Here is a 19261-nt window from a genome sequence, read left to right on the forward strand (position 1 = left end):
GCACGGATGACCACGGGACTGGACCGGCTGCGCGAACTGCGCACGCGGGGCCTGCTGGAGAAGGCGTACGACCGGGTCGCGGCGGCGCTCGCGGAGCCGGGACCGGAGGCCGGCGGGGCCGGCGGGACGGCGGGCGCCGCCGCGGCCGGCAGGCTGCTCGGCGGCATCGACCCCGATGCCGTACTGGCCCACCATCCGGCGACCCCCGTGGTGACGGTGGCCGTCACCGGCCAGTCCACGGTGGGCCAGGTCATCGATCCCCTCAGGGGCGAACTGGCCCGCCACGGCATGCTCCTGCGACCGGTCCTCGGCGAACACGGCACCTACCTGCGCGACCTGACCGACCCCGCCGGGGAGCTGCACGCGGCGGCCCCGGACCTCACCCTGTGCCTGCTGGACGCCGAGACCCTCTTCTCCCAGGTGCCCGCGGTATGGGGACCCGCGGACGTGGCGGCGGCGGGGGAGGAGGTGCTGGCCAGGTGCGCCGCCCTGGCGGAGGCGGCCCCGGGGACCCTCGTGCTCAACACCCTCCCGCTGCCCAGGACCCACAGCCACCAGCTCGTCGACCACCGCTCCCGGGCCCTGCTCGGCGCCGTGTGGCGGGAGTTCAACGCCCGGCTGCTGCGGCTCACCGAGACCGCGCCCGCCCTGGTGGTCATCGACCTCGACACGCTGGTCGGCGAGGGCGGTCCGGTCACCGACGCCCGTCTCGCCCGCTACGCCAAGGTGCAGCTCGGCGCGGACCTCCTCGCCGCGTACGCGCGCGAGGTCGCGCACCTGGCCCGCGCGGTGCGCGGCGCGACCCGCAAGTGCCTGGTGCTGGACCTGGACGACACCCTGTGGGACGGCGTCCTCGGCGAGGAGGGCCCCGACGGCATCGCCGCCGCCGGCACCCTGCGCGGGGAGGCCTTCGGAGCCTTCCAGAAGTGCGTCAAACAACTCGGCTCCCAGGGCGTGCTCCTCGCCGTGAGCAGCAAGAACGACCGGGAGCAGGTGCTGCGGGCGCTCGCCGGCCATCCCGACCTCGTTCTGCGCCAGCCGGATTTCGTGGCGATCAACGCCAACTGGGAACCGAAGGACGCCAACCTCGCCGACATCGCCCGGCAGTTGGACCTCGCCACCGACGCGCTCGTCTTCGTCGACGACTCGCCGGCCGAGCGCGCCCAGGTGCGCCACGGCCTGCCCGAGGTGGCCGTCGTGGCGCTCGACGAGGAGCCCGCGCTGCACGTGACGCGGCTGCTGGCGGACGGTTGGTTCGACACGATGAGCCTGACCGAGGAGGACCGGGCCAGGACGGGGGAGTACCGGGTGCGGCGGGAGCGCCGCGAGCTGCACGCGAACTCGGGCTCGCACGAGGAGTTCCTGCGGGCCCTGGACATCCGGCTGGAACTCGGCCCGCCCCGCCCCCACGAGTTCGCCCGGATCTCCCAACTGACCTTGCGGACGAACCAGTTCAACCTCGTCGGAGGCGGCCACTCGGAAGCCGAGCTGACCGCCCTCGCGGCCGACCCGGAGCGGCACCTGCTGCTGGCCGCCCGCAGCGCCGACCGCTTCGGCGACAACGGCCTGATCGGCGCCGTGCTGGTCACCGTGACCGACGGCCGGTGGCACCTGGACAACATGTGGCTCAGCTGCCGCGTCCTCGGCCGCGGCATCGAGCAGGCCTGCCTCGCCGTGCTGCTCCGAAGGGCCCGCGACCTCGGACTGACCGGGGTGGGAGCCCGCTACGCACCCACCGCGCGCAATCACCGAGCCCGTGACTTCTACCCGTCCAGCGGGTTCGCCCCGCGCGAACCGCGCGTGTCGGGGGAACTCGGGGACGGGCCGGTCGAGTTCCACCATGACCTGACACTGCTGCCGGAAGTCCCCGGCCACGTACGCGTCACCGAATCCGGGAAGGCCAGTCGATGAGACCCGACAGTCTGGACAGTCTCGACGCGTTCCTGCGGACCGTCCGCGACGACCTCGGCCTGGACGTCGGCATCCCCGCCGACGCGGACACCGTGCTGGCGGACCTGCCCGGCTGGGATTCGCTGAACCTGCTCCGGCTGGTGGCCCTCCTGGAGGAGTCCGGCCACCGCGTACCGGTGCACCGTCTGCTGGAGGCGCACAGCCTCCGGGACATCCACATACTCGTGAAGGAGCACGGATGACCGCCCCGGGCAGCCCCACGCTCGGCCCACCGCTCGGTGAGCCCGTCGCCGTGGTCCCGGGAGGCGACTCGTGGGACAGGGTCAGGGACGACCTCGCCACCCACGGGACCGCGCTGGTCTACGCGTGGCTGAAGGACCTGGAACCCGGCCTGCCCTCCGGCGACGAGCTGCGCGAGCTGCTCGGCCGCGACTGGACGCGCTACCTCGACCTCACCCACGCCGACGTGCGCGGCCGCTACATCGCCTCCCGGATGCTCCTCAAACACGCCGCGGGCGCGGTGCTCGCCAGCGAACCCGCCGACCTGGAACTGGCCTACGGGCCGACCGGACGCCCGTACCTGCGCGGCTGCGACCAGATCGACATCAGCCTCAGCCACACCGAAGACCTGCTGCTCGTCGGGCTGACCACCTGCGGGCTCATCGGTGTGGACGCCGAGCGCGCCGACCGCGACATGTACGGCGGCGGACTCGTCCGGCACATCTGTACCCCGTACGAGGCGGTCCTGCTGTCCGGGATGCCGGAGGAGGAGCGCAACGGCGCGCTGGTACGGCTGTGGACGCTCAAGGAGGCCTACAGCAAGGCGATCGGGCAGGGCATGCAGTTCCGCTTCACCGAGTTCGGCTTCGGCCCGGACGGCCGGCCCGTCCGGGTGCAGCGGCCGGACGGCACGGCGGGAACCGGCGAGGAATGGATCTTCCGCACCTTCCCGCTGGCCGGCGGCTACGTCGTCAGCGCGGCGGTGTACGACGCGGGCTTCGGCAAGCTCCAGGACGCCCACGTGACGACGATGCTCGATCAGGACTGCGTGGACGCGATCACGGAGGCACTCGACCAGGAGGCCTTGCGGTGAGGGCTGCCGGGCCCGGATCCGGGCCCGGATCCGGATCAGGATAAGGAGTGCGTCGGCATCTCGCCGGAGAGCATCTCCTGGCGCGCGGCGTTGTAGCCCGCCTGGAAGCGGCTCGTCGCCTCCAACTCCTCGGTGATCTCGGCGATGTGGCGGCGGCAGGTGCGTACGGACATGCCGAGCCGGCGGGCGACCATCTCGTCCTTGTAGCCCTTGGTCATCAGCCGGATGATCGACCACTTCAACTCGTCGGAGGAAGCGGGGGACCGCTGGGACTCCACGACGTACGGGGACGCGCCGTCCCACAGGTACTCGAACACGGCACACAGGAACGCCACGAGCGTCGGCTCGCGGACGATCGCCGCTCCGGGCAGCACGTTCTCGCAGGCGGAGCGTTCCGGCAGGAAGGCGACTTCCCGGTCGTAGATGATCAGCCGGTCGATGACCTCGTCGGCGGTACGGATCTCCGCGCCCTGGAGGGTGACGTCGCGCACGTACGAGCGGGTGGGCAGATCATTGCGCGCGGTGTGCTGGTAGATGGTTCGGATCCGGACCCCGCGGCCGAGGATGGACAGCGCGCTCTCCCGTGCCTGCACGAGCCGGTCCGCGGGGCGCGCGCCGCCGGGCTGGACGGTGAGCAGCTCGCTCTTGCAGTTCTGACCCAGGTGGTCGAGCAGTGCCTGGACCCGGGAGGGGTCACTGATGACGTCGAAGGCCTCCAGGCGGTTGCGCAGCCGGCGGCCTTCGAAGTACAGCGGCGTCAGGGACATCAGTTTCGCGCGGACGTCGGTGACCGCCTGCTGGAGGTCGCGTATCTGCCGCTCGGCAGGGCCCACGAGGGACGCGGCGGCGACGTCGGGTGTGACGGGGGTCAGTTGGCAGGGGTCGCCCGGCATGGACTGCAGCAGGCGGACCCCGGTCAGCACTTGCTCGACCCGTGCGATCTCGGCGGGTTCGAGGGACAGTTGATCGGCGATCTTCTCCCGCTCGAAGAGGCCGTACTCGACGGCGAGACCGTAGGCCGCGGCGCTGACGTCGTCCAGCTCGGCGAACCCCGAATCCGTGCCCTCCCCATGGAACACGCCAGCCCCCACTGATCGGTGTAATAGCTGCCACGTAACTTTACGCCAACGTACAGGCCTTGGCGCGTGTGATCGATATGCAGCACTCTATTCGCATCATCCAGGCGCACCAAAGCCGGAGATATCGGGCGTAGGTGCAGGTGGGGACGATCTCGATGATCGACTGGGGGAAGTCGTGAGTGCAGTTTCCGGTAAATTCTTTTCAATTTCCTTGACCTTACTTGCAGGTATGGTCATGGCGCTTATGGGGGTGCAGTCCATGTCGGGCCCGGTGCTGCAGGGTACGTCCGCAGAGTCCGGTACGGCGTCACTGGCGAACGGGCTGCTCCCGGTGACGTTGAACGTCGTCCTCCCGGTGCCCCTGGATGGCCCCGAGGACGACCAGTGGATCTGACCTGATCCCGTTCCGTTCAGGTCCGGTTCGGTATCGGTCTCCGGGCCCGGTCTTCCGGGCTCAGCAAGCGCTCCCCGCAGGGCAGATGCGGGGAGCGCTGCCGTGTGCCGGGGCAACCGTCGCGGTCGGCCTGCGGGCCGGCACGGCGATGGCGCTCAACAGCACACCCCGCTCCGCCGACCAGCGACCGCTGAACGCGGTCGGCCCGGCCGGGGAGAGGCTCTCGGGGGGAGGGAGCAGCCTGGCGCGGAACGTCTCCTGCCCCGCGTCCACGCTCACCAGGGCGTCGGTGAACTCCAGCTCCTGACCGGTGAGCGGGAACCAGGTCTTGTAGACCGCCTCCTTGATGCTGAACAGCAGCCGGTCCCAGGCGATCTCCGGCGCCGCCCGCTCCAGCTCCCGGGTGCGGCGCAGCTCCTGCGGCAGCGCGATCGACTCCAGCACCCCCTCCGGGAGCGGAGCGTTCGGCTCCGCGTCGATGCCCACCGAGGCGAACTCCTCCGCCCGGGCGAGCGCCACCCCCCGGAAGCCCGCGCAGTGCGTCATGGACCCCACCACAGAGGGCGCCCACTGAGGGACACCGCGCCGGCCCGGCACCACCGCGGCCGGCTCCACCCCCAGCGCCCCCATCGCGCGGCGGGCGCACCACCGCACCGTGCCGAACTCCAGCCGCCGCTTCGGGACGGCGTTGCGGATCAACGCCTCCTCCTCGGGGAAGAGGAACAGCTCGTCGGGGTTCGGGTCGGAGGTGGCCTCGGCGGTGGCGACGTTCGAAGGCAGGAGCTTCGTGAGCACGGCATTCCCTCGGGTCGGTGTGTCGGTCTGACGGCTCCCACGCTCCCGCCACCGCCCCGCCCCGACCAGCGAAGAAGGCGCAGGCCGACCCGGCCGACCCACCGGAACCCCTGCTTCCTCCCCGTCCGCTGTCATCCGCCGGCCGGCGCGTGCCCCGCCTGCTGGGGGGCTGCCATCCCCGCCGCCGGCATTGCCATCCCCCTGCCATCCCCCCCGCCGTCCCCCGCCATCCCTCTCCGCCGTCCCTCCGGCCATACGGCGCACATGGGCACCCACCGTCAATTCAGGGGAGCAACAGGGGTGTTCACCACAGGAACAGCCATCCATCCTGGGTGAATGCCGCACGGAAACCTCATGGGCATCAGCGACCTGCACGTCGCATTCCCGGAGAACCGCCGGATCGTCGAGGAGCTGTATCCCGACAGCCCCGCCGACTGGCTCATCGTGGCCGGCGACGTGGGCGAGTCACCCGACGATCTGCGATGGGTGCTCGACCGGATCACCAGGCGCTATGCCACCGTGGTCTGGGCGCCCGGAAACCATGATCTTTGGACCCTTCGAGACGATCCGCTGCCCCTGCGCGGAGATGCCCGCTACCGGCTGCTGGTCGAAATCTGCCGGTCGTACGGCGTACACACGCCCGAGGATCCCTACCCCGTCTGGTCGGGGCCGGGTGGACCACTCGTCGTGGCCCCCCTCTTCCTGCTGTACGACTACAGCTTCCGCACGCCCACCGCCGCCACCAAGGAGCAGGCGCTGGAGCAGGCGTACGAGGCCGGAGTGGTGTGCACCGACGAGTTCATGCTGCACCCCGACCCCTACCCCTCCCGCGAGGCCTGGTGCCGGGCGAGGGTGGCCGCGACCGAAGAGCGGCTGACGGCCTGCGACCCCGAGCTGCGCACCGTGCTGGTCAACCACTTCCCGCTGGTCCGCACCCCCACCCGGATCCTGCGGCACCCCGAGTTCGCCCAGTGGTGCGGCACCGAGCTCACCGCCGACTGGCACCTCCGGTTCAGGGCCGCCGCCGTCGTCTACGGCCACCTGCACATCCCGCGCACCACCTGGTACGACGGCGTGCGCTTCGAGGAGGTCTCCGTCGGCTACCCCCGCGAGCGCCGCGCCCCGGGCCGTCCGCAGGGCATCCCGCGCCGGATCTTCCCCGCGGTCGCCGGGGATTGATGTCTGGCAACTTCCGGACACCGGGCGGACGGGCATCCCGGCCCTAGACTGATGGCGAATTCTCGATTCTCGCTCAAGCACTGCTCGATCAGCCCCGTATCCGAATCGCGTTCCCCTTTTCGAACGCACGGAACGGGGACACTGGGGGATCTTATGGTGTTGTTCCGCCGCGCCGAGGAACTGTCTCTTTTGAATGCGCTGATCGACGGCTGCGCAGAAGGAAATTCCGGATTACTTCTCATCGAAGGCGCGGTCGGTTGCGGAAAGAGTGAATTCCTCGAAACCGTGGCCGTGAACGCCGAAAACCGTGGCGGCGTCGTCCTGCGCGCCATGGGAACCGCCGGCGAACGGGGCCATCCGCTGGGCGTGCTGCGCCAACTGACCGTCGACGCCCCGGACGGAGCACTGCCCGAGCCGCCCTCGCCCGAGGAAGCGGGACGGGTCGAGACCATGCGGCAGTTCGCGGCGTCCGTCCGCGAACTCAGCGCCACCGCACCGGTGGTGATCTGCGTCGACGACCTCCACCACGTGGACGAGCTCTCCAGTCGCTACCTGCTGCACCTCACGCGCGGCACCCGGCAGGCCAAGGTCCTCCTCGTCCTCGCCGAATCCGTGCACGAACGCGGCGACGACCCGCTGCTGCGCACCGAACTGCTCCGGCTGCCCCACTTCGTACGGCTGCGCCTGGAACGGTTCACGCCCGAGGCGATCCGCGCGATGCTGCCCGACCGCACCGAAGCCGACACCGACCGGCTGCACCGGGCCAGCGGAGGCAACCCGCTGCTGCTGCGGGCCCTGCTCCAGGACCCCGGGAACCGGCCCGGCGAGGCCTACACCCAGGCCGTGCTCGCCTGCCTGCACCGCTGCGGGTCCGCCACCACCGAACTGGCCGAGGCCATCGCCGTACTCGACTCCCTGGCGAGCGCCCCGCACATCGCCCGGCTCACGGGCGCCACCGAATCCGCCGCCGCCCGGGCCCTCGCCGCCCTCGACGCGGCCGGCCTGCTCGCCGCGGAGCCCGGGCAGGGGCTGCGCCACCCGGCCGCGCGTGCCGCCGTACTCGACCGGATGGACCCGGCCACCCGCCGCGCCCTGCACCGGGAAGCCGCCCTGCTGGCCCGCGCCGCGGGCGCCCCCGACACAGCCGTCGCGGGACAACTCCTCGCCGCGGGGCACACCGGGGAGGAAGGGGAGGAATGGACCCTGCCCGTCCTGCGCTCCGCGGCCGACCAGCACGTGGCCGACGGAGCCCTCGCCGAGGCCACCGCCCTGCTGCGGCTCGCCCACGAGGCGTGCCCGGACGACGCCCGGCGCGCCGAGGTGAGCGTCAGGCTCAGCGTCGTCGCGGGACGCACCGACCCGGCCGCCGCCGAACGCCACCTCGCGGAACCCCTCGCCGCCCTGGCCGCCGGCCGGCTGCGGCCGCGCGCCCTCGGCCCGCTCGCCCGCGCCCTGGCCGCGCAGGGCCGCATCGACGAGTCGACCGAGGTACTGGAAAGGCTCGCGGCCGGCGAGGGCCGGCACCCGGGCGAAAGCCGCCACCTCGGCGAGGCCCGCCTCCTCGGCGAAGGCCACCGGCTCGGGGAAGGCCGCCACGCCGGCGCCGAACGCTCCCGCGATGGGGAACGTGATCGGGAACGCGATCGGTACCGCAGACACGTCGGGGAGATCCCCGGCGACGACCCGCTCGACGGTCTCTCCGCGTTCCCCCAGTGGGGAGCCTCCGGCCGCCGCGGCGCCCCCGTCGAACCCGGAACCCACCCGACGGGCCGCGGCGCCCGGGGAGCCGTCCACCCCGCTGCCCTGTGGGCCCTGCCGGTGGAAGCCGAGGAAGGCGCCGCCGCGCAGGCGGCCGACCTGTTCCTGCGCGGCGCCACCCTCGCCGAAGGCACCGTGGAACCGGTCGTCCAGGCCCTGCGCACCCTCCTCTATCTGGACGGAGCCGGCCGCGCCCTGCCCTGGTGCGAGGCGTTCGCCGACCAGGCGGCACGGCGCGAAGCCACCGGCTGGCAGGCCGTCTTCGCCGGACTGCTCGCCGAGGCCAAGCTGCGGCTCGGCGACCTGACCGGCGCGGCCGCGACCGCCGAGGCCGTCCTGGGGGCCCTGCCCGCGGGCGGCGGCGGCATCCAACTGAGCGCCGTCGCGGGCACCCTGGTCCGGGCCCGCACCGCCATGGGCCGGCCCGAGGAGGCCGCGGCCGTCCTGAGCCGACCCGTGCCCGTACAACTGATCGGCAGCATCCACGGATTGGCGTACCTGCGCGCCCGGGGCCACTACGCCCTGGCCACGAGCCGGTTCCACGCGGCCCTCGGCGACTTCCTCGACATCGGCCGCCACATGAAGCGCTGGGGCCTGGACCGCCCGCGCGTCCTGCCCTGGCGGGCCGACGCCGCGGAGGCCCTGCTCCGGCTCGGCGAAACCCACCAGGCCGACCGCTTCCTGGCCGACCAACTCACCACCCGGGACGCCGCCGACCCCTGGGTGCGGGGCATGTCGTTGCGCCTGCGGGCGTCGCTGCGCGAGCCGAAGGAACGCCAGGCGCTGCTCACCAAGGCCGTCGACGACCTGCACCGCTCCGGCGATCAGTACGAACTGGCCCGCGCGATGGGCGACTTCGGTCAGGTCCTGGGCGAACTGGGCGAACCGGCCCGCGCGGCGATGGTCAACCGCAGGGCGTGGCACGTGGCCAAGGAATGCGGCGCGGAGGCGCTGTGCGTGAAGATCCTCCCCGGCCACACCGGTGACGGCCCGGAGACCCCGGAGGCTTCCGAGGCCCCGCACGCCGACCTGGTGGCGAGCCTCAGCGAATCGGAGAAGCGGGTGGCCCTGCTGGCCGTGCACGGGCACACCAACCGGGAGATCGCGCAGAAGCTGTACATCACGGTCAGCACGGTGGAACAACACCTCACCCGCGTCTACCGCAAACTGGAGATCCCCGGCCGCCAGGCCCTCCCGGTCGACTTCCACCTGGGCCATTCCAGCCTCGCCGGCGTTTGAGGCGTGGGGTTCGGGGCGGAGCCTCGGATGCCCGGGCGCAGCCGCCCGGCCGCCGGCGGCGCTGCCCCCACGGCACCCATGACAAGGTCATGGCAAGCGCGCCCCGCCCCCGCCCTCCCCTGGCAGACAACTGGCGCCCGACACCCCCGCCCCCCACCCGGTTCCCGCGCTCCACCGTCCCAGGGTGGCTCCCGCGAGGCGGTTCCCGGAAGCTCAGGTCATGAGCCGCAGCCCACCAGGGAGGGCACCATGACCACCACACCCACGCACGACCAGCCGTGGCGGACGGCGACGCCCGGACAGATGCGCGACGCGATGCTCGACCGGGTCGAGGAACGCCTCGCCCGGCTCCTCGCCGAGGAGCACCGCAACCGCCGTACGTCCGATCCCCGCAGCGCCGTACTCGTGGCGGGCGTGGCCGAACTCGTCCAGGCCGGCGCCGAGCGGGCCCACCCGGTCATCTGCCTCACCGGGTACCTCGCGGCCGGCGGCGACCCGGACGGCGACGACGCCGTGGCCGCGTCCGCCGCGCTCGAACTCCTCGACACCTGCCTGATGATCCGCGACGACGTACGGGAGAACGCGACGCTCCGCCGCGGCATCCCGACCCTGCACATCAGCCACGCCGCCGAACACGAGCGCAACGGCTGGCGCGGCGAGTCCCGCCGCTTCGGCGAGGGCACCGCGGTCCTCGCGGGCGACCTCGCCCTCGCGTACGGGGACCGCCTCGCGGTCCGACTGCCGTACGAAGCCTGGCAGTTGTGGGACGACCTGCGCACCGAACGGGCCATCGGCGCGCACGCGGAGGCCGCCGCGGCGACCGAATACCTCGACGACGCCTGGCCGGGCCAGTGCCTCCAGGGCTGCGGCAGCGGCTGCGGCGCGGGCTGGTACGGGCTGCGCCACGCGCTGCTGATCGGCGCGGCGCTCGCGGGCCGGGAGGATCTGCGGGAGACCTACGAGGAGTACGCGCGGGCCCTGCACGGGGCCTGGCGGATCCGAGGGTTCCTGCGCGGAGGCCCGGGCTTCGACGGCGACGCCCAGTTCCTGCGCGACGTCTTCTTCGACGCGCGGGCCCGCAACACCGCCGAGGAAACCATCGCGGGACTCCTGGACCGCGCCGACGCGGCGGTGACCGGCGCCCCGATCGACCCCCGCTGGCGCACGGAACTCATGGCCTTCGCCCGCCGAGTCGCCGGCTGCGAGCGCTGACCGGGGGGCTTCCGGCGCGGCCGAGCACCGGTTGGCTGCGCCGCTCGGGCGGGGTGGGGGTGGTTCCGGCGGGGCCGGGCGCCGGTTGGCTGCGCCGCTCGGGCGGGGTGGGGGTGGTTCCGGCGGGGCCGGGCGCCGGTGGGCTGCGCTGCTCGGGCGGGTCGGGTGGTTCCGGCGTGGCCGGGCGCGCGCCGGGGTGTCTCCTCGGGCGCCGAACGTTTCCAGGGGTCGGAGGGCCGAGGGTGGTTGCGTTCGGCGCCCTGCGGGGACACCCCGACACACACCCGTCCCCACCGAAACCACCCCGGGCCCGGGCAGCGCCGCCGACGGAGCCAAATCCAGCCACACCGGCGGGGCCATATCCAGCCCCGCCGGCGTTTGAGGCGCGGGTCCGGGCAGCGCCCGGTGCTTCGGCGGAGCCGATCGTCCCCGCCCCCGGCTCGCGCTCCGCGTCCCGGCCGAGCCGAATCCAGCCTCGCCGGCGTTTGAGGCGCGAGTCCGGGCCGAGCCTGGGACACCGGCGGGGGTAAATCCAGCCTCGCCGGCGTTTGAGGCGCGGGTCTGGGCGGAGCCCAGTGCACCGGCGGAGCCGTGCCTTGGCCTCCGCTCCGCGTCCGGGCGGGGCCGAATCCAGCCTCGCCGGCGTTTGAGTCGGCGGAGTGCCTACGACGGCGTCGGCCGCGGCCCGCCAGGGCGGAGGCGGGCGAGCCAGGCGCGGAGGGCGGCGTGCCGGATCCGGCCGTGCTCGTCGCGCGGCAAGGCCCCGACGATCTCCAGCCGCGTCGGCAGGAACGCCTCCGCGACGCCCAGCCCCGTCAGGTGCTCCCGCAGCTCGGCCGGCCCCGGCGGACGCTCCCGCGCGGCCGGGACCACCACCGCGCACGGCAGCTCCCCGTGCTCCGGGTCGGTGTAGGCGACCACCGCGGCCTCCCGCACCCGGGGGTGGGTCAGGAGGCCCTCCTCCACCTCGGCGACCGGCACCATGAAGATCGCGCCGGTCCGCGTCCCCGCCCTGGCCAGCACCCGGATCCCGCCCTGCGGGTCGGCCGCCGCCAGGTCGCCGGTGTCCAGCCAGCCGTCCCCGTCCTCCCAGGTGGACACCGGCGCCGGGGCACCGTGCGGCCAGACGGCCAGGGCGACGGACGGCCCGCGCACCTTGAGCGAGCGCGTGTCGTCCTCGGTGGCCAGCTCCAGTCCCCGCAGGGGCATGGCCAAGCCGCCCCCCGACTCCGACAGCGCGCCCATACCAAGCTCCGGCGCCCCCCACGCGGACAGCACCGGCACCCCGAACACCTCCCGCAGCTCCGCCGCGAGCGGCTCCGGCGTGCTCGTGCGGCCCCCCGACAGGACCAGCCGCAGCCGCCCCAGCTCCCGCGGCCGGCGGCGTTGCGTGGTGAGCAGCTCCGCGAAGTACGCCGGCTCCGCGTAGACCTGGTCGACCCCGATCGCCGCCATCAGGTCCAGGCACCGGCCCGGATCCCACACGTCCTGGTAGACGCCCGTCCCGCCGACCGTCAGCGGCCAGCACACGGTGTAGATCAACGAGGCCAGCGAGGTCAGCGGCAGCGTGCTCAGGAACACCTCGCCGGGCCGCCGCCCCGGGCCGTCCGGATGGTGTTGGGCGGAGACGTTGGCGTACAGCGTGTCGGGGGAGTGCAGCACCGAGGTGTACGAGTCCCGCAGCCCCATGACGCTGATCAGCAGCGCGGGCCGGTCGGCCCGCCCCGGCAGCGGCCTGCTGCGTCGGCCGGCCTCGGTCCGCTCGTGAGCCGTGCGCGCGAAGTACTCCTCGAAGTCGATCGCCCCGGTCGCCGCCGCGTCCCCCAGGACCACCCGGTGGCGCAACCACGGCAGCCGAGGGGCGAGTTCCGCGAGCACCTCGGCGTGTGCGAAGCCCTCCCAGGCGTCCGGCACCACGCACACGCGGGCCCGCGTGCCGTCGAGGATCCGGTGCAGCCCGTGGGCCCGTACGGTCGGCAGCACGGGCACCGCCACCGCCCCGGCCCGGAGACAGGCCAGGGTGAGCGCGGCCGTCTCCCACCAGTTCGGCAGCTGGTACGCGACCGGATCGCCCGGCGCCACCCCGAGCGAGGCCAGCGCCGCCGCGAACCGGTCCACGTACAGCGAGAGTTGGCCGTACGTGAGGGTGACCCGCCGGCGGTCGGCCGGCCGCAGCGCGCGCTCCGAGACGATCGCCGGCCGCTCGGGCGCGCCGGCCGCCGTACGGTAGAGGTCGTCCAGGAAGGTTTCCGACCGCCACCAACCGGCCGCCCGGAAGCGGGCCGTGACCTCGGCGGGCGCGGTCAGTTCCAGGACGCGGCGCTCCACCGTGCCGAAGGTCAGGCCCATCGGCCGACCGCCCCGGCGACCTGCACCCGCGAGGTGCACCCGAGCCTGCGCATCACCTGGCGGACGTGATTGACCACGGTCCACTCCGAGATGTCCAGTCGGGCCGCGATATGACGGTTGGTCAGCCCCTCCGAGACCAGCAACGCCACCTGGACCTGCCGCGGCGTGAGCGACAGCGCCTCGGCCGTCGACCCGGCCGCCGGGCGGCGCGAGGGCGCGGGCGTCGACAGGGCCTCCGCCACCGCCATCGGCGCCGTCATCCGCACCCCCTCCGCCCACGCGGTGGCGAAATCGGTCCAGTCCAGCCGCGAGCTCAGTTCCGTACGGGCCCGCTCGGCCTCGGAACGCCACTCCTGCGGCACCTCCGCGCCGGTCTCCCCGCGCAAGGCGTCCGCCGCCGCCAGCAGCCGCACCGCACGCGGCCGCTGCGCCGGCGAGGTGCGGAGCAGGAGCAGCGCGAACTCCTCCAACGCGCCCGGCAGTTCGGTGCGCTCGCCGACCGCCTCGTACAGCCGCAGGGCCTCCCGCAGTGCCGCTTCGGCGCGGTCCGGCTCCTCGTTCTCCAGCGCCATCGCGGCCGCCGTCCGCAGCGCGCCCGCCAAACCCCGCCCGTCCCGGATCCGCCGGAAGGTCTCCTCGGCCCGCTCCAACATTTCCACCGCCTTGCGCCGGTCGCCCTCGGCGTGCAGGGAGGCGGCGAGCGAGGACGCCGCCTCGGCCGTGCCCCCGGTGACGCCCATCGTGGCCAGCGCGCTGAACGCGGTCACCAGCACGGCCCGGGCGCCCGGCGCGTCACCGGACCTCAGCAGGGCCGTACCGAGCCGGACGGACACGAGCGCGTTCTGCCGGCGGTCGCCCACGCCCTTGCCGAGCGCGAGCGCGCGCCGGTGGCGGCGCACGGCCTCCTGCGGGTCACCCAGCGCGAGCGCGAACACCCCCGACAGGTCGGCCAGCCGGGCCCGCAGGGCCTCCGGAAGCGGCTGCCCGCCGCCCTCGGCCACCCCGTCGCACCACTCCAGGCCCTCCCGCAGCCGCCCCTGCGCCAGCCACGGCACATGGCAGCCCAGCACCAGGGCGGCGGCCGCCTCGCCGTCACCCCGATCGCGCAGCCGCCGCAACGCCGCGAGCACGTTCGCGCCCTCGGCCGCCGACTCCCGCAGCAGCCGGTCCTGCCCGGTCCCGGCCAGCCCCGGCAGCGCCGCCGCCACCAGGCGGCGGTACCGCTCGGCGTGCGCGTCCAGCGCCGCGGCCTCGCCGCCCGCCTCCGCCAACTCGGCGCGCGCGTAGGACCGTACGGGCTCGGGCACGGCCAGCCGCAGCTCGCCCCGCTCCTCGCCGACCACGGCGAGCAGCCCGCGGTCCATCAGCGGCTCGACGGCCTCCTCGTCCGCGAGCCCCGCGGCGGCCAGGCCGAAGCCGGGCTCGTACACCGAGAGCCGCCCCAGCAGGGCACGCGCCGCGGGGTCCAGGCCGCGGCAGCTCCACTCGGCGAGCGCGGCGAGCGAGCGGTGCCGCTCGGGCGCGTTCGCCGGTCCGCCGGCGAGGACGGTCGTACGGCCGCCGCGCAGTCGGGCGGACAGCAGGTGCGGCGGCATCAACCTCAGCCGCAGGGCGGCGAGTTCGAGCGCCAGCGGCAGGCCGCCGAGCAGGGTGCAGATCTCCGCGACGGCCCCGGCGTTCTCCAGGGTCAGCGCGAACGAAGGATCGGCGTCCCGGGCGCGCCGCACGAAGAGCGACACCGAGGGCACGTCGTGCAGTTCCCCCTCCGCCCCGCCGCCGGCCACGGGCACGGGAAGGGGAGCGAGGGGCAGCAACTGCTCCCCGTATACCCCGAGCGGTTCCACGGCCGTCGCCAGCACCACCACGTGCGCGTCCTCGGCGAGCGCCGCGACGGCCCCGGCAGCGGCCCCCCGCGCCTCGTGATCGCACCCGTCGAGCACGAGCAACACCCGCCCGCCGAAGCCGGACTTCTGCACGGCCTTCACCCGCAGCCCCGCCGGCCCGGCATCGCACCGTGAAGCCGCCGCGGCATCGAGGACCTCCACGTGATCGAACTCCGCGCCGATCCCCCGTACCACTTCCTCGGCCAGCCGGGTCTTGCCCACGCCGGCCCGCCCGATCACCGTCACCAGTCGCACCGACGGATCCCGCAACCGCTCCCGCAGTGCGGCGGCTTCGAGCTCCCGGCCGACGAGCTCCGTCCGCGGGTTGACCACTACCGCCATGGTTCTCCGTAGGTAGGGGGCGGCCCGCCGAAGGGCCCACCCGAGTGAATCCGCCACACCCCGGGCCGAACCTCCACGGCCCCCAACCCCACCCGAGCCCGGGCCCCGGCATCCGCACCGGCCCCGAGGGCTCGCAGGGAGCGCTTCGCGTAGACCTCCAGGCGGTGGTCGCGCAGGGCACCCGCCAGGCGCAGGCACTCGCCGAACCAGGCCCGGGCCGACTCCGGTCCCTCCTGGGCCAGCGCCACCAGGGCCCGCGCCCGGCTCGCCTCGTAGCGGCCCCGCGTGCGGCCCGGCGCCGCCAGCGTGGCCAGGGCGGGCTCCAGCAGGGCGACCGCCTCCCCGGTCGCCCCGCGGTCCAGCCGCAGTTCGGCCAGACCCACCAGCGCGCGGCCCGACTCCTCCTCGTCGGCGGCCTCCCGGGCCAGTTCCAGGGCCTCGCCGAACAGCCCCTGAGCGCGCTCCAAACGCCGGTAGCGCCAGGCGAGTTCCCCCAGCGAGCGCAGCATCCGCGCCTGGGCGGGGCGGTTCCCGCACCGCCGCGCGGCGTCCAACCCCAGGGCGTAGCAGGCCTCCTCGGCCTCCGCGTCGACCTGCGCCCACCCGCTGCCCGCGTCCGTCAGCCGTACCGTCAGCTCCCATAGCCCGGCGTCGTACGCGGTGCGTGCCAGCCGTACGAGGCCGGCCGCGTCGGCCTCCGTTACGCGTCCGGGCGCCGCCGCGGCCTCCGCGTACGCCCGGCACACCCGCCGCGCCGCCGCCCGTGCCACCTCCGGTTCCTCCTCCTCGGCCAGCCGCTCCACCGCGAGCAGCCGCAGCAGCTCCGGGAGCCGCCAGGAGTCCCGGTCCGCCTCCACCAACCGCTCGTCGGCCAGGGCTTCGAGGGAGGCGAGGGCGCGCGCCCCGCTCAGGTCGAGCGCGGCTGCGGCCTGCCGGGCGCCGAACCGGCCCGGCGGCAGCACGGACAGCAGGCGGAACTCCCGGCGCCGCTCCGGGGGGCACGCCTCGTACGCCTCCATGAGCCGGGCCCGTACGTCCACATCACCGGTGCGCAACGCGTCCAGCCGCCCGTCCTCCTCGCGCAGCCGCTCGGCGAGCGTGGCCGGCGTCCAGTGCGGCCGGGCCGCCAGCTGGGCGGCGGCGGCCCGTACGGCGAGGGGGAGCCGCCCGCACAGGTCGACGATGGCGGCGACCACCTCGGGCTCGGCCCGGCTGCCGCCCGGGGCATCGCCCCCTGCTCCGCCCGGCCCGCCGAACAGCCCGGCGAGCCGCCGCGCCTCCTCGGGACGCCACGGCCCGAGCACCACCGTGCGCAGCCCCGGAAGCCCGGCGGGCACGCGGCCCGCGGTGAGCAGCACGGCGTGCCCCAGGGCCAGCAGGGGCCGCACCTGGGCCTCGGAGGTGACCCCGTCCACCACGAGCAGCGCCCGGATCCCGCCGGCGGCCGCCCCATGCGGCGACCCCCCGCTGCCGCCGCGCAGGTCCGTGAACAGCACGCCGCCGGGAAAGGCGTCGGCCACCCGGTGCGCGGCCTCGACCGCCAGCGCCGTCTTGCCGGTACCCGGCATACCCGTCACGGCGATGCATCCGCCGCCCCCGGCCGTGGTGGCGGCGGCACGCAACAGCCGCTCCAGTTCGGCGAGTTCAGGAGCACGACCGGTGAACCAGGGGTCGGGAGCCGGCAGCAACGCACGATCGCCGCCACCCGCACCACCCGTACCGCCGGCGCCACCCGCACCGGAACGCGTCTCGGTCGTGTCCCGCACGCGCGCGAGTTCGGGATCACCCTCCAGGATCCGCCGCTGGAGCTGCCGGGAGTGCGGACCCGGTTCGATCCCGAGCTCCTCGACCAGGGTCCGGCGCAGCAGGGCGAACACCCGCAGCGCCTCCGCCTGCCGCCCGCACCGGTACAACGCCACCATCAGGTGCGCGTGGAACTCCTCGTGCAGCGGATGTTCCGCGACCAATTCCTGGAGTTCGGCGATGAGTTCCCGGTGCATCCCCAGGTGCAACTCGGCCCGGACGCGTTCGTCGAGCGCCGAGGTGCGCGCCTCGCCGAGCCGCACGGCCGCACCGTCCAGGAGCGGCCCGTGCGGGGTGTCCGACAACAGGGGCCCCCGCCACAGGGCGAGCGCCCGCCGCTGCAGATCGGCCGCGGCGGCGAAGTCGGCGTCCAGCAGGGCCTGGTGGCCGCGCCGGGACAGTTCCTCGAAGCAGCCGGCATCGAGCTCGCCCGCGCCGACGCGCAGTGCGTAGCCCGGGCGGCGCGTGACCAGCACCTCGGGGCCGTTCTGCGGATGCGCTGCCCGCAGCGACTTGCGCAGGTGGGACACGTACACCTGGAGCGTCGTCGTCGCCGTGCGCGGAGGAGCCTGCGGCCAGAGCTCGTCGATGAGGGTGTCCACCGACACGACCTCGTTCGCACGGACCAGCAGCGTCCCGAGGACGACCCGCAGCTTGGCGGCCTGCGGGGCACCCCCGCTGACTTCCAGCGGGCCGAGGATCCCGAAACGCACCGTGCTCACGCGCTCAGTAGTCCTGCACCACGGAGGTACGGGCCTCGGCCACCGCGCGCCGCCGCTGCGTCAACGTCAACGTGACCGGCACCGTCGGCCGGCCCTCGGAGTCCCGCCCCAGCGGCCCGGCCACCGCGACGCAGCGCAGCGGCAGATCGCGCTCCGCCTGCCCGCGGAAGTGCACCTGGCAGGCCCCGAGCGTGCTCCGCGCCGGGTCGAGCCCGTGCGTGCGGCCCGCGGTGAGCAGCGAGGTCTGCCGCAGCGCTTCCAGCAGGTGCAGGCCGGAGAACTGTCCGGCCGCGCCGTCGAACACGGGGCTGACCGGCGTGGACAGCACCCAGGTGCTGATCCGGCCGCGGGATGCGTCGGTGGGCTCGCTGATCACGACGTTCTCGTCGAGGTAGCGGCTCACCTCGGCGGCGTCCGCCGGGCGCGGCGGCCCGTCCGGAGCGTCGTCGAGTTCGGGCGCGGCGCGCATGGCCTGCCGGGAGTGCTCCACGTGCTTGCGGTACAGCTTCGGCATCAGGAAGACCAGCCCGGCGGCGCCGGTCGCGCACGGACGGCCGTCGATGGTCACCTCCAGATGGAAGTCGAGCCCGCGCGGCACCTCGGCGACCACGTTCGCGGGCCGCGCCCTGATGTGCGTCTCCATGGCCACGGCGCGCCCGCCCGCGCGGTCCGTGCGCCAGGCGGACAGGTCGGTGAGGTCGAGCGCGAACCGGTAGAAGAGCCCGGGCCGATCCTCGGGCACGCCGAAGTAGCGGTGCCCGACGAACTCGCCGATCTCGCGCACGGTTCCCGTCGCGATCTGGAGGTCGTGGAAGTGGCCGGGACCGTCGTTGAAGAGCGGGTGAGTGACGGGGGTCTCGCCGACGAGGGTGAAGTTCTCCTCGCCCAGACTGGGCGCGTCGAGGGCGTAGTAGGCCCGCGTGGGCGGCCGGTGGATCAGGTGCTGCGCGACCGCCGTGGCGGTCGCCGACGCTGTCACCGTTGCCGCCGCGTGTCCGTGGATGGCGGGAGCCGAGGTCGTGCGGTTGTCGACTGTCATGTCCCTCTCCTTCTCTCGGGCCATGGTGAAACGCCCCGTCGGCCCCCAGCCACCCGCGCCCGGTGTCCACAAGGTGCATGGCAAGAAGGTGCACCGCCGTACCCCTCCCGGGGTGGCTCGGGGCCGGGGGGTTCCGCCGGGTGGCTGCGCCGCTTGGCCCCACGCGGCATTGGCGGACCCGCCCGGCCCTTCCGGGGCCACCCACCCAGCCTCGCCGGCGTTCGAGGCGCCCCCACCCACGCAGCCTTGCGGGCGTTCGAGGCGCACCCACCCACGCAGCCTTGCGGGCGTTCGAGGCGCACCCACCCACCCAGCCTCGCCGGCGTTCGAGCCGCACCCAGCCACCCAGCCACGCAGCCTTGCGGGCGTTCGAGGCGCACCCACCCACCCAGCCTCGCCGGCGTTCGAGCCGCACCCACCCAAGCCTCGCCGGCGTTTGAGGCGCGGGGTCAGGGGCGGACCC

Annotated in this window: 13 protein-coding genes; 7 read left to right on the forward strand and 6 right to left on the reverse strand. The window is 74.3% G+C overall.

From position 1 onward, the window contains the following. The first annotated feature begins 6 nt into the window (after positions 1-6). From ACFV9H_RS14930 to ACFV9H_RS14940, 3 genes are read left to right on the forward strand one after another with little or no spacing between them, the layout of a single operon-like run. Positions 7-1911 (forward strand): HAD-IIIC family phosphatase, encoded by a 1905-nt coding sequence (locus ACFV9H_RS14930; protein WP_385397738.1) that lies wholly within the window; start codon positions 7-9, stop codon positions 1909-1911. Then, the gene (locus ACFV9H_RS14935) at positions 1908-2153 is read left to right on the forward strand and encodes a phosphopantetheine-binding protein (protein WP_385397740.1); all 246 of its coding nucleotides are present in this window, start codon (positions 1908-1910) and stop codon (positions 2151-2153) included. Before ACFV9H_RS14930 ends, ACFV9H_RS14935 begins: the two co-directional genes overlap by 4 nt. Next, positions 2150-3004: a 4'-phosphopantetheinyl transferase family protein gene (locus ACFV9H_RS14940; protein ID WP_385397742.1), complete on the forward strand. Its 855-nt coding sequence runs from the start codon at positions 2150-2152 to the stop codon at positions 3002-3004. Before ACFV9H_RS14935 ends, ACFV9H_RS14940 begins: the two co-directional genes overlap by 4 nt. A gap of 35 nt (positions 3005-3039) precedes the next feature. On the opposite strand, the gene ACFV9H_RS14945 is transcribed toward ACFV9H_RS14940, so the two are convergent. After that, complete coding sequence (locus tag ACFV9H_RS14945; protein ID WP_385397744.1) at positions 3040-4083, reverse strand: LuxR C-terminal-related transcriptional regulator; 1044 nt, start codon at positions 4081-4083, stop codon at positions 3040-3042. A gap of 235 nt (positions 4084-4318) precedes the next feature. Between ACFV9H_RS14945 and ACFV9H_RS14950 the strand changes: the two genes are divergently transcribed. Then, on the forward strand, positions 4319-4477 hold the full coding sequence (locus tag ACFV9H_RS14950) for a hypothetical protein (RefSeq protein WP_385397746.1): 159 nt from the start codon (positions 4319-4321) through the stop codon (positions 4475-4477). Positions 4478-4537: 60 nt separating this feature from the next. Here ACFV9H_RS14950 and ACFV9H_RS14955 read toward each other — a convergent pair whose 3' ends face one another. Then, the gene (locus ACFV9H_RS14955; protein ID WP_385397748.1) at positions 4538-5272 is read right to left on the reverse strand and encodes a 4'-phosphopantetheinyl transferase; all 735 of its coding nucleotides are present in this window, start codon (positions 5270-5272) and stop codon (positions 4538-4540) included. A 336-nt stretch (positions 5273-5608) separates the two neighbouring features. Between ACFV9H_RS14955 and ACFV9H_RS14960 the strand changes: the two genes are divergently transcribed. From ACFV9H_RS14960 to ACFV9H_RS14970, 3 genes are all read left to right on the forward strand, one after another. Continuing rightward, positions 5609-6451 (forward strand): metallophosphoesterase family protein, encoded by an 843-nt coding sequence (locus tag ACFV9H_RS14960; protein WP_385397750.1) that lies wholly within the window; start codon positions 5609-5611, stop codon positions 6449-6451. Positions 6452-6604: 153 nt separating this feature from the next. After that, positions 6605-9448, forward strand: a complete 2844-nt coding sequence (locus ACFV9H_RS14965) for an AAA family ATPase (protein WP_385397752.1) — start codon at positions 6605-6607, stop codon at positions 9446-9448. A gap of 249 nt (positions 9449-9697) precedes the next feature. After that, on the forward strand, positions 9698-10660 hold the full coding sequence (locus ACFV9H_RS14970) for a polyprenyl synthetase family protein (RefSeq protein ID WP_385397754.1): 963 nt from the start codon (positions 9698-9700) through the stop codon (positions 10658-10660). A 663-nt stretch (positions 10661-11323) separates the two neighbouring features. Here ACFV9H_RS14970 and ACFV9H_RS14975 read toward each other — a convergent pair. Genes ACFV9H_RS14975 through ACFV9H_RS14990 form a run of 4 tightly spaced genes read right to left on the reverse strand, consistent with a single transcriptional unit; the run spans position 11324 to position 18798 of the window. Continuing rightward, on the reverse strand, positions 11324-13009 hold the full coding sequence (locus ACFV9H_RS14975; protein ID WP_385397756.1) for an AMP-binding protein: 1686 nt from the start codon (positions 13007-13009) through the stop codon (positions 11324-11326). After that, entirely contained in the window at positions 13000-15234 is a 2235-nt protein-coding gene (locus ACFV9H_RS14980; protein WP_385397758.1) for an ATP-binding protein, read from the reverse strand. Before ACFV9H_RS14980 ends, ACFV9H_RS14975 begins: the two co-directional genes overlap by 10 nt. Continuing rightward, complete coding sequence (locus tag ACFV9H_RS14985; protein ID WP_385397760.1) at positions 15225-17759, reverse strand: BTAD domain-containing putative transcriptional regulator; 2535 nt, start codon at positions 17757-17759, stop codon at positions 15225-15227. Before ACFV9H_RS14985 ends, ACFV9H_RS14980 begins: the two co-directional genes overlap by 10 nt. 4 nt (positions 17760-17763) lie before the next feature. Continuing rightward, a complete protein-coding gene (locus ACFV9H_RS14990; RefSeq protein ID WP_385397762.1) occupies positions 17764-18798 on the reverse strand; it encodes an AfsA-related hotdog domain-containing protein in 1035 nt (344 codons plus the stop codon). Positions 18799-19261: the final 463 nt, after the last annotated feature.

It is taken from the genome of Streptomyces sp. NPDC059874, assembly GCF_042731135.1.
In the GTDB taxonomy this organism is placed as follows: domain Bacteria; phylum Actinomycetota; class Actinomycetes; order Streptomycetales; family Streptomycetaceae; genus Streptomyces.

What these genes read in the sequence shown, in the direction of transcription:
- ACFV9H_RS14950 (WP_385397746.1), top strand. Translation starts at nt 4,319, where the DNA reads ATGGCGCTTATGGGGGTGCAGTCCATGTCGGGCCCGGTGCTGCAGGGT.
- ACFV9H_RS14935 (WP_385397740.1), top strand. Translation starts at nt 1,908, where the DNA reads ATGAGACCCGACAGTCTGGACAGTCTCGACGCGTTCCTGCGGACCGTC.
- ACFV9H_RS14940 (WP_385397742.1), top strand. Translation starts at nt 2,150, where the DNA reads ATGACCGCCCCGGGCAGCCCCACGCTCGGCCCACCGCTCGGTGAGCCC.
- ACFV9H_RS14990 (WP_385397762.1), bottom strand. Translation starts at nt 18,798, where the DNA reads ATGACAGTCGACAACCGCACGACCTCGGCTCCCGCCATCCACGGACAC.
- ACFV9H_RS14965 (WP_385397752.1), top strand. Translation starts at nt 6,605, where the DNA reads ATGGTGTTGTTCCGCCGCGCCGAGGAACTGTCTCTTTTGAATGCGCTG.
- ACFV9H_RS14960 (WP_385397750.1), top strand. Translation starts at nt 5,609, where the DNA reads ATGCCGCACGGAAACCTCATGGGCATCAGCGACCTGCACGTCGCATTC.
- ACFV9H_RS14930 (WP_385397738.1), top strand. Translation starts at nt 7, where the DNA reads ATGACCACGGGACTGGACCGGCTGCGCGAACTGCGCACGCGGGGCCTG.
- ACFV9H_RS14980 (WP_385397758.1), bottom strand. Translation starts at nt 15,234, where the DNA reads ATGGCGGTAGTGGTCAACCCGCGGACGGAGCTCGTCGGCCGGGAGCTC.
- ACFV9H_RS14975 (WP_385397756.1), bottom strand. Translation starts at nt 13,009, where the DNA reads ATGGGCCTGACCTTCGGCACGGTGGAGCGCCGCGTCCTGGAACTGACC.
- ACFV9H_RS14970 (WP_385397754.1), top strand. Translation starts at nt 9,698, where the DNA reads ATGACCACCACACCCACGCACGACCAGCCGTGGCGGACGGCGACGCCC.